Source organism: Luteolibacter rhizosphaerae (assembly GCF_025950095.1).
Taxonomy (GTDB): Bacteria; Verrucomicrobiota; Verrucomicrobiia; order Verrucomicrobiales; family Akkermansiaceae; genus Haloferula; species Haloferula rhizosphaerae.
The window spans coordinates 12,967-25,924 of the sequence record NZ_JAPDDR010000004.1 but is presented as its reverse complement, the minus strand read 5'-3'; the positions used below and the strand labels follow the sequence as shown (position 1 = coordinate 25,924).

Below are 12,958 nucleotides of genomic sequence, written 5' to 3'. Positions count from 1 at the left end.
CCAGCCCCGATGCCCGACGAATCCGATACCAGCAAGCAGCCAAGGCCGCTCACGGGCGAACACGCCGCCGCCCTGTTGGACTTGGGGTTCGGGACCATGACTCCGGAGCCGGGCACACCGGATCAGGAATGCGAGGACAAGCCGGGCGACCTCATCGGCCGCTACCGCTTGGTCGAGCCCCTGGGTGAAGGCGGCTTCGGCTACGTCTGGAGTGCGGAACAGATCGAGCCAATTCACCGGGCGATCGCCCTGAAGCTGATCCGCCGCGGCATGGACAGCCGCGAGATCGTGGCACGCTTCGCCGCGGAGAGCCAAGCGCTGGCCCTGATGGATCACCCGAACATCGCGGCGGTCTTCGATGCCGGGACCACGGCGGACGGCAGGCCCTTCTTCGCGATGGAGCTGGTGAAGGGCGAGCCGCTGACGAGCTACTGTGATTCCCGTAGTCTGGGCCTGCGCGAACGGCTGGAGCTCTTCATCCCCGTCTGCCAGGCGGTGCAGCATGCGCACCAGAAGGCGATCCTTCACCGCGATCTGAAGCCCTCGAACATCATCGTGACCGAGGTGGACGGGAAGCCGGTGCCGAAGGTGATCGACTTCGGGATCGCGAAGGCGCTCGGTGCCACACCGGAGGCCGCGCTGGACGCCAGCCTTCTCTACACCCGCGCCGGTGCCATTCTCGGCACTCTCCAGTACATGAGCCCGGAGCAGGCCGGCAGTGTCTCGGACGTGGATACGCGCAGCGATGTCTACTCGCTGGGCGTGATCCTCTACGAGCTGCTCACCGGCGTGACGCCTCTCGCTGCCGCGCCCCGGCGCGAAGCCTACGACGAGACGCTGCGGCGCATCCGCACCGAGGAAGCCCCGCGCCCCAGCACGGTGGCCCGGCCGGAAACCACGACAATCCGCGGCACCGAGGGCAGCCGCCTGCGCCGGGCGCTGCGCGGCGATCTCGATTGGATCACGGTGAAGGCGCTGGAGAAAGATCGCCGCCGCCGCTACGAGACCGCCACCGCTTTCGCCACGGACCTGCGCCGCTACTTGGATCGCGAACCGGTGAGTGCCGCGGCACCCACCTGGAGCTACCAGTTCTCGAAGTTCGCCCGCCGGAACCGCGTCGTCTTCATCAGCACCGGCGTTGTCGCCGTGGCGCTGGTCACAGCCACGGCAGTGAGCCTGAAGCAGGCGGCGATCGCCAAGCGGGAAAGCCACAAGGCGGAGGCGAACGCGCTGCAGGCCGAGCAGAACCTGGCGCTTGCCGTGGAGAATCAGGACCGGGCCCGCGCGGCGGTCGATGCGTTTCTCAACGAGATCACGGAAGACCCGCGACTGCATGAGGCGGACTTCATCCACCTCCGGAGCGAGCTGTTAGAGAAAGCCCTGCCCTTCTACGAGGAGCTCTCCGCCGAGAACACGCCGGGTGGGAAGACGACGAAGGAACGTGCCACGGCATTGAACCGGCTGGGCCTGTTGTATCACGAGTTGGGTCAACCCGAGAAGGCGGTGGCTTCCTACCAGCGCCAGATCGCGGTGGTGGAGGAGCTGATCCGCACGGCAGCACCCGGAGTCGATTACCGTGATTCCCAACTGGCCGGCTACAACAACATGGCGGCCTCGCTGGGCGCGTTGAAACGCACGTCCGAGGCGCTCGAAGCGCAGAAGCGATCACTGGAGATCATCCGGAATCTCGTCCGCGACTATCCCGAGAGCAAGGAGCACCGGAACACCATGATCACGCTCATGGTCAACCTGGCCCAGATGCTGGCCTTGCAAGACATCGACCGCAAGGGAGGCATTGCGCTGATGGGAGAGGCACTGGAAGAAGCCAAGCAACTCTCGAGGGAATACCCGGACAATGAGGTCGTAAAGAAGCAGCTCGCCTACGTTCACTCGAACTATGCGGTCGCGCTGCATACCGCCAACGATCCTGTCGCCGAGGAGCACTTCCGGATTGCGCGCGACCTGCAGGACCGGTGGATCAGGGATCATCCGGGGGACCAGATCCAGCGCGAGCTGCTGGCCACCACCACCTTCAATCTCGGACATCTCCTTTCCTCCAGGGGTCGCTACGAAGAGGCGCTCGCCATGCTCCGCGAGTCTGCCGCACACAGCGATCTGCTGGCGATCCAAGTACCCTCCGCACCCGAGCACACGGCCTCCGGCGCGAAGTGCCGGACCGTGATCGGACTGTGCCTTTTCCGCCTCGACCGCTCATGGGAAGCGGAACCGGAACTGAAGATCGCGGTCGAAGTACATCACCGGCTGAGCCAACAGTTTCCCACCAATCCGGATTATCCGGGCAGGGAAGCCGTTACCCTCGACGTGCTCGCTGCGATCAAACGAAGAAACCGCGAGTGGGCGGCGGCGCGGAGCTACTACGAGCAATCCATCGCTTGCCATCTCCACTCGCGGACCTTGGGCATGGCGGAGCTGAGCGATCACAACTTTCACGCCGAACGGCTCGACTCCCTGTCCCAGATGGCGATCGAGCAGGGCGATCTGGAGCTCGCGGTGACCGAAGCACTCAAGATCCCGGAAACGGGAGCGCGCGGCTGGCTGGAATCACAAGGGGCCGCCCTGCTGGTTGCGAAGGTGTTCGTGGCGGATCTCTCGCTGAAGAACCAAGAACAAGCAGAGCGGCACGCCGCGCAAGCCATCGCCCTTCTCCAACAAGCGGTAGATCGGGGCAGTCCCAATCTCCCGGACTACGGTGCAAACGAGCCTTTCTCCTTTCTGCGCGATTACCCCGCCTTCCGGAATTTGAAGGAAGCGGCTCCGGATCCGGAGGGCAAAAGCCCCAGCCGCTTTATCTTCGATTATCAGGCGGACGACCCGGGCCCGCGCCACTGGAAGCGGACGGGCGACATCTGGGTCGAGACCAAGCCATCCGGCACCACGACGGAATTCCGCGTCGGGGAGCGCATGCGCCACCGGAACCTCTCCGGGACCATCATCACCAACACTGAGAACAAGGAGATGCAGCTCTTCGTGCCCGACAAAGGCGAAACCGGCCCTCCGCAGTTACGGATGAAGTTTCCGCCCGGCAAGTGGGAGTCGCTCGGTGAGATCAGGGATGTGGAGTAAGCCGCGCTCCGCCTCGGATCTGTTAGAGACGCGATGACGGATCGCGCGGCCACACGCCATCGACAAAGCCCGCGGGCGGACCTAGGCTCGATGACGTGAACCCGGAGCCCGAACCGCGCCGCGTGAGCCTGCGGGACATCGCCAAAGCTATCGGCGTGAGCCATGTCACCGTCTCGCTTGCGCTGCGGAATCATCCCCGCATCTCGAAGCCGATGCAGGAGCGGGTCCGCAAGCTGGCCGATGAGCTGGGCTACCGGCCGGACCCGATGCTCGCCGCGCTGGCGAACTACCGGAAGGGCAAGTCCGAACGCCCGGTGGCCACTTGCATCGCATGGATCAATGCCTGGCCGGATGCCGCGGATCTCCGCAAGCACGGCGAGTTCGATCTCTACTGGAAGGGAGCTGAAGCCGCGGCCCGCCAATCCGGCTACCGGCTTGAGGAGTTCCGCTTCGGCGGCCACTACACGCCACAGCGGCTGCACGAGATTCTCGCCGCGCGCGGCATCAGCGCCATGCTGATCCCGCCGCAGGGCTTCGCACCGGATTGGGGAGACTTCCCATGGCACGAGTATTCGGTGGTGCGCTTCGGCCGCACGGTGCCGGAACCGCGCACCCATCTCGTGACTTCCGATCAAGTCGCCAACACCCGCCTCGCCTGTGCGGAGATTTCCAAACGCGGTTACCGCCGCATCGGCTTTATAACGGACGAGCAGCGCGCCTTCCAACGCGGGCATCTCTTCCTCGCCGGCTTCCTGTATGCCCAGCGCGAGGCGAAGGAGGCGAACCCGGTGCCGGTGCTTTCGGTAAGCGGCGAGCCCGGCTTCGCGATGGGCAAGCAGATCGTGGAATGGGTCCGACAGCATGGGGTGGACGCGATCTATACGGATATCCCCGGCATCCCGAAGCTGCTGGGCCGCCAAGGCATCCGCGTGCCGGAAGACCTGGGAGTGGCTGCCACCACCGTGCTCGATGCGCAGGCGGATGCGGGCATCAACCAGGAGCCGGAGGAGACCGGACGCGTCGCGCTCTTCCTGCTGGCCTCCCTGATCCAGGAAGGCGTGCGGGGAATCCCGAAGATCTTCCGCCAAGTTCTCGTCGGCGGCTCATGGCAGGATGGCAGCACCCTGCCCACGAGGATCGCGCCGGATGCCGCGGGCCGTCTATGATGCGATCCCGCTCCGCTTCGTCGCTTCAATAATAGCAGGAAGACCGCGGCTGCCTTAGCGTCCGCGCCCTACCCATCCTCCTTGCCCTATGTACCTGCCACTCGGCCAATACTCGCCCGATATCCGCCTCGGCTTCGTTTCCGCATCCCGCAATTGCTTCCCCCGCGCCCTCGCCGCGGAGCGCTCGGAACGCATCATCGCCCTGTCCCGCGACGCCGGGATCGAGCTTGTCGTCCCGGAAGGTGAATGTGCGATCATCGAGACCCGCACCCACGCCGCGGATGCCGCCGCGGAGCTCATCGCCTCCGGTGTGGATGCCGCCGTGCTCTTCCTCGGCAACTTCTCCCCGGAGATCGAGGATGCCGCATTCGTGAAAGCCTTCCCCGGCCCCGTGCTGCTGATCGCCGCCGCCGAGGAGAACGCGATGACCCTGCTGCAAAAGCGCGGCGATGCCCTCTGCGGCCTGCTCTCCGCCGCCCTCGCGATCCGCAAGCGCGACGTGCAGGACCGCGTGCACATCCCCGAACTGCCGATCGTCTCCGCGGAGGAAGGCCTCGCGGAGATCCAGCACTTCATCAAGATGATCAAGGTGGTGAAGGGCGCCCGCAATGCGACGCTCGGCCTCTTCGGACCGCGCCCACGCGACTTCGAGTCCTGCAACTACAACCTCGCCTCGATCCAATCGATCGGCGTGGAGATCGAAGAGCTCGGCCTCTTCGATCTGCAGAACGAGATCAAGGCGATCCAAGCCGGTGCTTCCTCCGCCATCGCCAGCGAGCAAAAGGCAGGCATGCCCTCGATCCCGGAGGACCCGCAGTTCAAGACCCGCCTCTCCGACTACGAGCAGGCCATCCGCAACTTCCGCGAACGCCTCAAACTCTCCGGAGCCGCCAGCCAGTGCTGGTCCGAGCAGGAGTTCTCCCTGAAGCACGTGCCCTGCTTCATCAACGGCCGCATGGCCGACAAGGGCTTCCCCATCGCCTGCGAGAACGACGCTTACTCGCTCGTGGCCGAGCTGCTCGCGCAGTACGCCAGCGACAACACCGTCACCGTTCTCGACATCAACCACTCGATCCCCGGCAACCTCCATGAATCCCTGAAGCACTACCCGCTGAAGGACATGGTCGGCATGTTCCACTGCGGCAATACCGCGGGCAAGCTGCTGAAGAATCCGGAAATGAAATACCAGCTCATCATGAAGCGCCTGATGGAGCCGGATACCGATCCGGACATCACCCGCGGCACCATCGAGGGCCAGATCTCCGCCTCCCCTATCACCGTCTGCCAGGTGCATGGCCACGGCGACAAGCTGCGCGCCTACATCTGCGAGGGCCACTTCCTCGATCTCGACCCGAAGACCTTCGGCTGCACCGGCACCGCCTACATCCCGGGCTTCCACCGCTTCTATCGCCACGTCCTGCTCGGCCGCTACCACCACCACGCCGCCGTCGCCTTCGCGCACGTCGGCGGAGTGCTCTACGATGCCTTCAAGCTGCTGGGGATCGAGGTGATCGATACCCCGCTGCCCGATGGCATGCCCTACCCCGGCGAGAACGTGTTCCGCGCCGGACTTACCCCGCAATCCCGCTTCGTAGGCTGATTAGCTCACGCTGGACCTTTCCGGGGAGGGGCTCCAAGCTCCCCCCGTGACCGGTCCGCTATCCCAGAAACTTTTCGCCACCGCCAAGGGCTTCATCCCCGGCGGCGTCAACTCCCCCGTCCGCGCCTTCCGCAATGTCGGCGGCGAGCCTTTCTTCGTGCGCCGTGCGAAGGGCAGCCGGATCGAGGACGTGGATGGCAAGACCTACATCGACTACATCGGCTCCTGGGGCCCGAATATCCTCGGCCACGCGCCGACGGTGGTGACAAACACCATCCACGAGGTGGCGAAGGACGGTGTGTCCTTCGGCATCCCGAATCCCTTCGAAGTGGAGATGGCCCGCACCATCACCGAGTGGGTGCCCTCCGTGGAGATGGTCCGCATGTGCTCCTCCGGCACGGAGGCAACCATGTCCGCCATCCGCCTCGCCCGCGGCTTCACGAAGCGCGACTACATCGTGAAGTTCGATGGCTGCTACCATGGTCATAGTGACTCGCTCCTCGTCGCCGCCGGTTCCGGGGCGCTCACGCATGGCGAGCCGGACTCCGCCGGGGTCCCCGCCGCCTTCGCGGAGAAGACCATCGTGCTGCCCTACAACGATCCGGAAGCGCTGGAGAAAGTCTTCGCCGAGCAGGGCGACCGGATCGCCGCGATCATCGTGGAATCTTATCCGGCGAATGCCGGCCTGATCTTCCCCCGCCCCGGCTACCTCGACCTGCTCTCCTCGATCACGAAGAAGCACGGCGCGCTCCTGATCTTCGACGAAGTGATGACCGGCTTCCGCCTCGGCAAGGCAGGCGTGCAAGGCATCGAGAATCTCACACCGGACCTGAGCTGCTTCGGCAAGGTGATCGGCGGCGGCCTGCCCGTCGGTGCCTTCGGCGGTCGTGCCGATGTGATGAGCATGCTTGCCCCCATCGGCCCGGTCTATCAGGCCGGCACGCTCTCCGGCAATCCGCTGGCGATGGCCGCCGGACTCGCGCAGCTCAAGGAGCTGGGTAAGGTCTCCGGCTTCCCGCGCCTGGAGGAACTCGGCGCCTACTTCGAGAAGGGCCTGCGCTCGATCATGGACGCGAAGGGCATCCCCTACCGCTTCAACCGCACCGGCTCGATGTTCTGCCTTTTCTTCACCGACCGCGAGATCGTGAACGTGAACGACGTGATGAAACAGGACCTCGAGCTGTTTAAGAAGTTCTTCTGGGGCTGCCTCGACAAGGGCATCTACATCGCGCCCAGCCCGTATGAAACCGGCTTCCTCAGCCTGGCTCACACGGAAGCGGATCTCGATGACACCCTCGGCGTCTTCGACGAAGTCCTCGCGAAAATCTGATTCATGAGTTTCCCATCCAAAGGCCTCACGCCGCTCAACCACAAGGACATCCACTACCGCTGGATCTACCGCAACCGCGGCGGCAGGAACGAGCTCTGGGTCCAGATGAGCGCGTCCGTGGGTGGCCAGTATCTCATCGGCGAGGTGCCGCGCGTGGTGAACCGCGAGATGGTCCCTCTGGCGATCGACTGCGGCCTCGCCAACGGCTGGAACCCGCGTGCTGCAGGCGAGCCCTTCCGCTGCAAGTATGTGAAGGGGTCCTTCGTCACGGTGGAAAGCTAACGAGAAATCACCCACGATGTCATTCCTATCGCGCTTGTTCGGAAAGAAGCAGGAGCCCCTCCCCGCCCCCGCTTCCACGGAGGGACCCGCGGAGTTCACCTTCAAACAGCGGGTGGAAGGATTTTGGGAGTGGTTCGAAGGTGTGGCTCCCCGCTTCTATCAGACGATCGAGGACAAACAGTCCACGACCCTGACCGATGAAACGAGTTCCGCCGTCGATCGCTTCCTCCCCCGTCTGGCATGGAATTACGGTCCCGGCGAAAACAGGAGGGGCCATTCGCTCACTCTCTCCGGAGAAGGCATTAAGCCCGAGCAAATCCTGGCCGAGGAATGGCGGAAACGGGCGCCCAAACTGGAGGGTTGGACCTTCTACGCGGAGCGGCAGGCATCCCCGGATCCCGGCGATTTCACCATTAGGATCGGTGAGATCGAGTTCAAGCCGATCGAGTTCTGGGTCACCCCGGTGATCGACGAAGAGGAAGAAAGGGTCGATCTCTCGGTCTGGCACCCGCTCGCCGATGGCGAGAACAAAGGAGCATTCCAGACGGTTCTCTTCCTTTTCCTCGATGAGATCTTCGGTGAATATGGCACCGGACGCTGGATCGGATCGATCGACATCGGCAAGGACAAGCTGGCCCAATCGCTTCCGATCACCGAGCTGAAGGAGTTCGTGGAAGAGACCGTTAGATCGCGAGCGTGGAAGATGCACGTGCCCTTCGATCTCTGGAGCGGCTATCGGATCCCGGAGGACAAGATCGACCTGAACCGACCACGTCTCGACACGATCTCCGGCAGCAGTCTCTGTTTCGGCCCGCTCGCCGGCTTTCTCGACAATCCCGCGGCGGCTGAAGATCCCTTCTGCCCTCTTGGCGCCAATTGGATCTATCTGTCCTTCAACTCCTCCTTCTTCGGCGACCGGAACCCGGTCGATGTTCGCGGGGACATCGAGGAGAGGATCGATGCCCAACTTGCCGCGGCACAGGCTGGCAAACACATCGGCGGTGCCATCGGCATCCAGCGCAGCTACATCGACTTCCTGGTCTTCGACGGTCAGCGCAGCATCGACATCATTCGCGAGTCCGCGCGTGCCGCAGGCATGCCGGATGAAACCAGGATCGAGTACCTGGCCGCTGACAAACGTCAGCGGGGACGCCGCTTGTTCTGATCGCGATTCCAAACGCGAGGCCAGTTCCCGATCGCCGGAGGACAAGCATCCGGCCAATCTCGCCACCATGTCTTCCCGTCCGATCACTGCACTACTCGTAGCGGTGGCAGGCATCTCCTGCGCATTGGCCGACAAGCCCCTCGCGCAAGCTGCCGCCGAACTCGCCGGGAAGCTCCCCGCCGGATGCATCGTCACCGGCGAATCTCTCAAGGGTGAAGCAAGCTTCGCCCTCGCGGGCAAGGCCGAGCCCGCGGACATTCCCACGGAGAAGCGCATCTTCGAGATCGGCTCGATCAGCAAGGTCTTCACCGGCCTGCTCCTCGCGGATGCCGTGGAGAGCGGCAAGCTCCGGCTGGATACCACGCTCGCCGAACTCTTGGGCAAAGAGCTGAAGTTCGCCGATCCCAAGGTGGGCCGCATCACCCTACTCCAACTTGCCACCCACACCAGCGGTCTACCTCGACTGCCGGACAACATCGGACCGAGCCCCGACACTGCGGAAGACCCCTACGCCGACTATGGCCGCAAGCAGGCCCGCACCTATCTCGCCAAGGCCAAGCTCACCGGTGATCCGCCCTACCCCGCCTCCTACTCGAACTACGGGATGGGGCTGCTCGGTGATCTGCTCGCGGAGGCTTCCGGCAAAAGCTGGGAAGAACTGGTGAAAGAAAAGATCACCGGACCCCTCGGCATGTCGGATACCGTGGTCGTGCTTAATGAGGAACAGAAGTCCCGCCTCGCACCGCCCTACGCCGGCAACAAGGCGAATCACTCATGGACCTTCCAAGCGATGGTCGGAGCGGGCGGGCTGCGCTCCACCGCCAGCGATCTTCTGCGCTTCGGCGAGGCACTCATCGACCCCGCAAAGGCACCGCTCGCTCCCGCGATCCGCCGCATGATGGAAGTCCACGCCCCCTACCGCGACATGTCCGCGGAGATCGGCTTGGGCATCATCATCGCCAAGCTCGACGGCCAACGTGAATACACCCACGACGGCGGCACCGGCGGCTATCGCTCTACCCTCCAGGTCATTCCCGCGCTCAAGCGTGTGCGCGTGGTGCTGGTAAACAATTCCGATCTCGCGGCCTCCGCCGTGCTGGGTGCCACGCGCGAGCAAGCGAATGCTGCCGACACCCCGGAGATCAAGCTCGCACCGGACGAGCTCGATGCCTTCACCGGCACCTACGAGATCGGCCCTGCCAGCAGCTTCACCATCCTGCGTCGAGATGATGCCCTCTGGGTCCGAATCCGGCCAGACCTTCCTGCGCGTGAAGCCGGTGGCGAAGGATCGCTTCCGCTATCTGGATGTCCCCGCCGAACTCCAGTTCGCGCGTGAGAACGAGAAGGTCGCCTCCGTCGTGCTCCACCAGAACGGTCGCGAGATTGCGGCCAAGCGCACAGACGCACCGCCACCCGCGATCCTTTTCCCATCGGAGGAGGAGCTGCAGGCCTACACGGGCGAATATTCGCTCGGCCCGCTGGCAACCTTCACCATCACGATCAAGGGCGGAAACCTCTTCGCCCAGCTCAGCGGACAACCCGCCGTGCCCGTTTTCGCCACCAAGCCCGACCACTTCGAATACGACCTTGTGAAGGCGGCGCTGGAATTCGAGCGCGGAGATGACGGCAAGGTAGCAAGCCTCGTGCTCCACCAGAATGGCATCAAGCAACGCGCGAAGCGGAAGTAGTCTCCAAGCTACTCGTAATAGGGCCGCGGCTCGATGCTCTGGCCATGCTCATCGACCGGTCGGAGTTCGATGCGATCGTTGGTCCACTCGATCTTCATGCGGTTGTCGCTGGCCACCCGTTCCAGCAGCTTCCAAGCGGAGATGTCGCGAGCGCTGAAGTCGTGGGCAAGATACTCGCACTTTACGCTATGCTCCCTGCTCCCGGGTGACCCCGAACTCCTTCAGACGTTCATCCGAAATGCGAGGTCGTCTGGCAACGATCTTCACCGCGTTATCCGGCACCGCTTCCGCTACCTTGAATTCGATGAAACCCGTGGCCTCTTCCGCAGACGTTCGATCGAAATCGACTACCGGGATGATCACCTTCTCTAGAGTCTCCCGCGCGGCTTTCAGCTCCGGAGACTCCTGCGGTTCGCTGCGCGCCTCCGTCTTGGCGGCCTCGCTGGCCACCTTCTCGGAAGGCGCTTCATCGCAGCCCGGCAAAAAAGTCAGAGCGAAGGCCGGAAGGATCAGATTCCATTTCATCGGTTCGCTTGCCTAGCCGAGTCAGCAGAAGAAGTCGATCAATCTCCCCCGCCACCACAACCGCCGCAGCCACCCCCACCACAGCCGGAGGAGCAACCCGAAGTCCCGCAACCGGAGGTTCCGCCGGCACCACAGCCGCCGCCCCCTCCATCGCCACCGCCGGGGCCCACCTGCTTCGCCAGATCCTTTTGCAGATGCTCCATGCCGGCGACCGCGGAGAGGCTGGAGGCACCGAAGAGCGCGAGCCCGAGCGAGACGCCCGCCATGTCTTCCGCAGCCGAGCTCACCCGCATCCTGCGACGGTCCTGGTGCTGGAGGCGTAGCTTGCCTAACAGATTCACCCCCGCCGGCGTCAGGTAGCCACCGGTGCGTCCCATCACGAATACCAGGATCAGGGTTACGAATAGCGCGACCACGAGGAAAGCCACGGGCTTGTCGCGAGACAGTCCCACCAACAACTTGATCACGCCGAGAACCAGCAAAAGGGCGACCGGCCAAGACTTGGAGATCGCCGCCGTGGCCTTCTCCGAAGCGGTGGGGCGCAGCCCGAGCTTCGCCAGGCGGATCTCCAGCGCTTGCACCGCCGGCCCGACTTGTAGGCCCGCTTCGGCGGCCTTCAGCCCCTTGTCTCCACGACTGCGGATCGCATCCAGAATCGCCTTCTCCGCCGTCTTGAGACCGGATTGCGAGGAGTCGCCTGCCAAGATCAGACGGTCGCCGAAGATCTTCTTTTCCCACCTCACCTTGCCCGCGGCGATCAGCCGCACCACGGCGAGCTGGGCCACGCGAGAGGCACCACCGGAGAGGTAGGCGACCTCGTAGGGATCGTGGAGAGTTGGCTCTCCCGGAACATCGAAACGCTTCATCACGCGTGCACCGAGCTTCGAGCTCCAGATCAGCGCGATCATCAGGCAGATTGCGTAGAAGGCCAGAAAGGCGGGACCATCCCAGTCAAAGACGTTCGGGTTCAAAGCGAGGAGGGGAATCGAGTCATTCATGGCTCAGGAGGGGTTTTGCTTTTTACTGCCGCGTGCAGCACGCAGCCATGGAAAAGGTTTCGGGATGATCCAGTGGCTCGCCGCATCCACCCAGCGGCCCTTGCCGGACTCGTGGAAGCGCTCGTCCGCGGGCGGCCAGATCTCCGCCGGTGCCGCTTCATCGAAAATCCGCTGGTAGCTCTCCAGCGTGCGCGAATACCAGTCGTGGAATTTCGCGCCTTCCGTGCTGCCACCGCTGGTCGGCTCATGGTGCAGCTCGCGGCCGAGCACTTCACCGCAGAGCCGCTGCCAGTAGCTGCGCGTGTAAACGAGGTGGAGATGCCATGCCTGATCGACGGACTCGGAGGGAGTCACCGGATGACCCGCTTCCATCGCCAGCACCAGGAAGCGCTTGTATTCCAGCACCACCCGCGCGGCCTCCGCATGCGTCCAGCCCTGCTCGCGCGCCAGACGGCTGGTAAAGGGTAGGCTGGCCCCGGCCTCATCGAGTTCGAAGGCTTCGATCCTTTCCCGCAGCGTGGCATTGCCTTGGCTCATGCGATTGCATGTCTCATACCCGGACCCGCGGGTGGAAAACAAGTGCCCCGATTCCATGCGGCCTGATCTTGTTCCGCGTCGGGCCAGCTGATTCAATACAGGTCCCACTCGATGAACCTGCTCCTCGACTTCCTCTGGAATGCCTTGGCTTGGATCGCGGGAGCAGTCTTCGCCTTGCTGGCGCCGCTGGTGATCTGGGCCGGTCCCGTCGAGACTCTCCGCCGCCGCTTCGGGCGGCGCGCCTGGATCTTCGGCCCGCGGGAGCCGGGCGATGGATCCTTGCTGGAATACTTCGACAAGGGCCGCCAGCTCACCTTCTCCGGCAGCGATGATCGCCACTTCATCTTTCCTGATCGGGCGCTGTGGGAATGCATCATGCCGGATTACTTCCGGGCGAAACATGACGAGGTCGTGGAACGCTGCCGCAAGCAAGCGACGCTCTCGTTCACCGGAGAACATGCCGGGCTCGACGTGCTATTCTATGTCAGCCCGAAAGGCAGCAGCGGGCCGAAGGTCATCTCGCTCGGCAAGCCACTACCGGAGTTCCCGACACAACCAGGGACGATGGCAGGATAAAAACCTT

At 63.9% G+C, this 12,958-nt stretch carries 12 protein-coding genes; 9 read left to right on the top strand and 3 right to left on the bottom strand.

Features of this window, described 5'->3' with window-relative positions; all coding sequences use genetic code 11:
* Positions 1-9 precede the first annotated feature (9 nt).
* The 8 genes from OJ996_RS08300 to OJ996_RS08265 all read left to right on the top strand — a co-directional run bounded on the left by OJ996_RS08300 (position 10) and on the right by OJ996_RS08265 (position 10,315).
* Positions 10-3,084 carry a serine/threonine-protein kinase gene (locus tag OJ996_RS08300; protein WP_264513078.1) on the top strand — a complete coding sequence of 1,025 codons (3,075 nt, stop codon included), beginning with the start codon at positions 10-12 and terminating at the stop codon, positions 3,082-3,084.
* A gap of 95 nt (positions 3,085-3,179) precedes the next feature.
* Positions 3,180-4,250, top strand: a complete 1,071-nt coding sequence (locus OJ996_RS08295; RefSeq protein WP_264513077.1) for a LacI family DNA-binding transcriptional regulator — start codon at positions 3,180-3,182, stop codon at positions 4,248-4,250.
* 88 nt (positions 4,251-4,338) lie between these two features.
* Positions 4,339-5,850, top strand: a complete 1,512-nt coding sequence (locus tag OJ996_RS08290) for an L-fucose/L-arabinose isomerase family protein (protein ID WP_264513076.1) — start codon at positions 4,339-4,341, stop codon at positions 5,848-5,850.
* A gap of 46 nt (positions 5,851-5,896) precedes the next feature.
* The gene (gene hemL, locus OJ996_RS08285; protein WP_264513075.1) at positions 5,897-7,180 is read left to right on the top strand and encodes a glutamate-1-semialdehyde 2,1-aminomutase; all 1,284 of its coding nucleotides are present in this window, start codon (positions 5,897-5,899) and stop codon (positions 7,178-7,180) included.
* Positions 7,181-7,183: 3 nt separating this feature from the next.
* Complete coding sequence (locus OJ996_RS08280; protein ID WP_264513074.1) at positions 7,184-7,462, top strand: hypothetical protein; 279 nt, start codon at positions 7,184-7,186, stop codon at positions 7,460-7,462.
* A gap of 16 nt (positions 7,463-7,478) precedes the next feature.
* Entirely contained in the window at positions 7,479-8,627 is a 1,149-nt protein-coding gene (locus OJ996_RS08275; RefSeq protein WP_264513073.1) for a hypothetical protein, read from the top strand.
* A 67-nt stretch (positions 8,628-8,694) separates the two neighbouring features.
* Positions 8,695-9,963 carry a serine hydrolase domain-containing protein gene (locus tag OJ996_RS08270; RefSeq protein WP_264513072.1) on the top strand — a complete coding sequence of 423 codons (1,269 nt, stop codon included), beginning with the start codon at positions 8,695-8,697 and terminating at the stop codon, positions 9,961-9,963.
* Complete coding sequence (locus OJ996_RS08265) at positions 9,905-10,315, top strand: DUF3471 domain-containing protein (protein WP_264513071.1); 411 nt, start codon at positions 9,905-9,907, stop codon at positions 10,313-10,315. The genes OJ996_RS08270 and OJ996_RS08265 overlap by 59 nt, the downstream gene beginning before the upstream one ends.
* Before the next feature lie 186 nt (positions 10,316-10,501).
* Here the strand turns inward: OJ996_RS08265 and OJ996_RS08260 are convergent, their stop codons facing one another.
* Genes OJ996_RS08260 through OJ996_RS08250 form a run of 3 tightly spaced genes read right to left on the bottom strand, consistent with a single transcriptional unit; the run spans position 10,502 to position 12,375 of the window.
* Positions 10,502-10,840, bottom strand: a complete 339-nt coding sequence (locus OJ996_RS08260; protein WP_264513070.1) for a hypothetical protein — start codon at positions 10,838-10,840, stop codon at positions 10,502-10,504.
* Positions 10,841-10,878: 38 nt separating this feature from the next.
* Positions 10,879-11,838 carry a TIGR04222 domain-containing membrane protein gene (locus OJ996_RS08255; RefSeq protein ID WP_264513069.1) on the bottom strand — a complete coding sequence of 320 codons (960 nt, stop codon included), beginning with the start codon at positions 11,836-11,838 and terminating at the stop codon, positions 10,879-10,881.
* A gap of 3 nt (positions 11,839-11,841) precedes the next feature.
* Positions 11,842-12,375: a glycine-rich domain-containing protein gene (locus tag OJ996_RS08250; RefSeq protein ID WP_264513068.1), complete on the bottom strand. Its 534-nt coding sequence runs from the start codon at positions 12,373-12,375 to the stop codon at positions 11,842-11,844.
* Positions 12,376-12,486: 111 nt separating this feature from the next.
* On the opposite strand from OJ996_RS08250, the gene OJ996_RS08245 reads away from it, so the two are divergent.
* Positions 12,487-12,951, top strand: a complete 465-nt coding sequence (locus OJ996_RS08245) for a hypothetical protein (protein ID WP_264513067.1) — start codon at positions 12,487-12,489, stop codon at positions 12,949-12,951.
* Positions 12,952-12,958: the final 7 nt, after the last annotated feature.

Coding starts and splice junctions, on each gene's coding strand:
- OJ996_RS08275 (WP_264513073.1), top strand. CDS start 7,479: ATGTCATTCCTATCGCGCTTGTTCGGAAAGAAGCAGGAGCCCCTCCCC.
- OJ996_RS08245 (WP_264513067.1), top strand. CDS start 12,487: ATGAACCTGCTCCTCGACTTCCTCTGGAATGCCTTGGCTTGGATCGCG.
- OJ996_RS08300 (WP_264513078.1), top strand. CDS start 10: ATGCCCGACGAATCCGATACCAGCAAGCAGCCAAGGCCGCTCACGGGC.
- OJ996_RS08280 (WP_264513074.1), top strand. CDS start 7,184: ATGAGTTTCCCATCCAAAGGCCTCACGCCGCTCAACCACAAGGACATC.
- OJ996_RS08255 (WP_264513069.1), bottom strand. CDS start 11,838: ATGAATGACTCGATTCCCCTCCTCGCTTTGAACCCGAACGTCTTTGAC.
- OJ996_RS08260 (WP_264513070.1), bottom strand. CDS start 10,840: ATGAAATGGAATCTGATCCTTCCGGCCTTCGCTCTGACTTTTTTGCCG.
- OJ996_RS08290 (WP_264513076.1), top strand. CDS start 4,339: ATGTACCTGCCACTCGGCCAATACTCGCCCGATATCCGCCTCGGCTTC.
- OJ996_RS08270 (WP_264513072.1), top strand. CDS start 8,695: ATGTCTTCCCGTCCGATCACTGCACTACTCGTAGCGGTGGCAGGCATC.
- OJ996_RS08250 (WP_264513068.1), bottom strand. CDS start 12,375: ATGAGCCAAGGCAATGCCACGCTGCGGGAAAGGATCGAAGCCTTCGAA.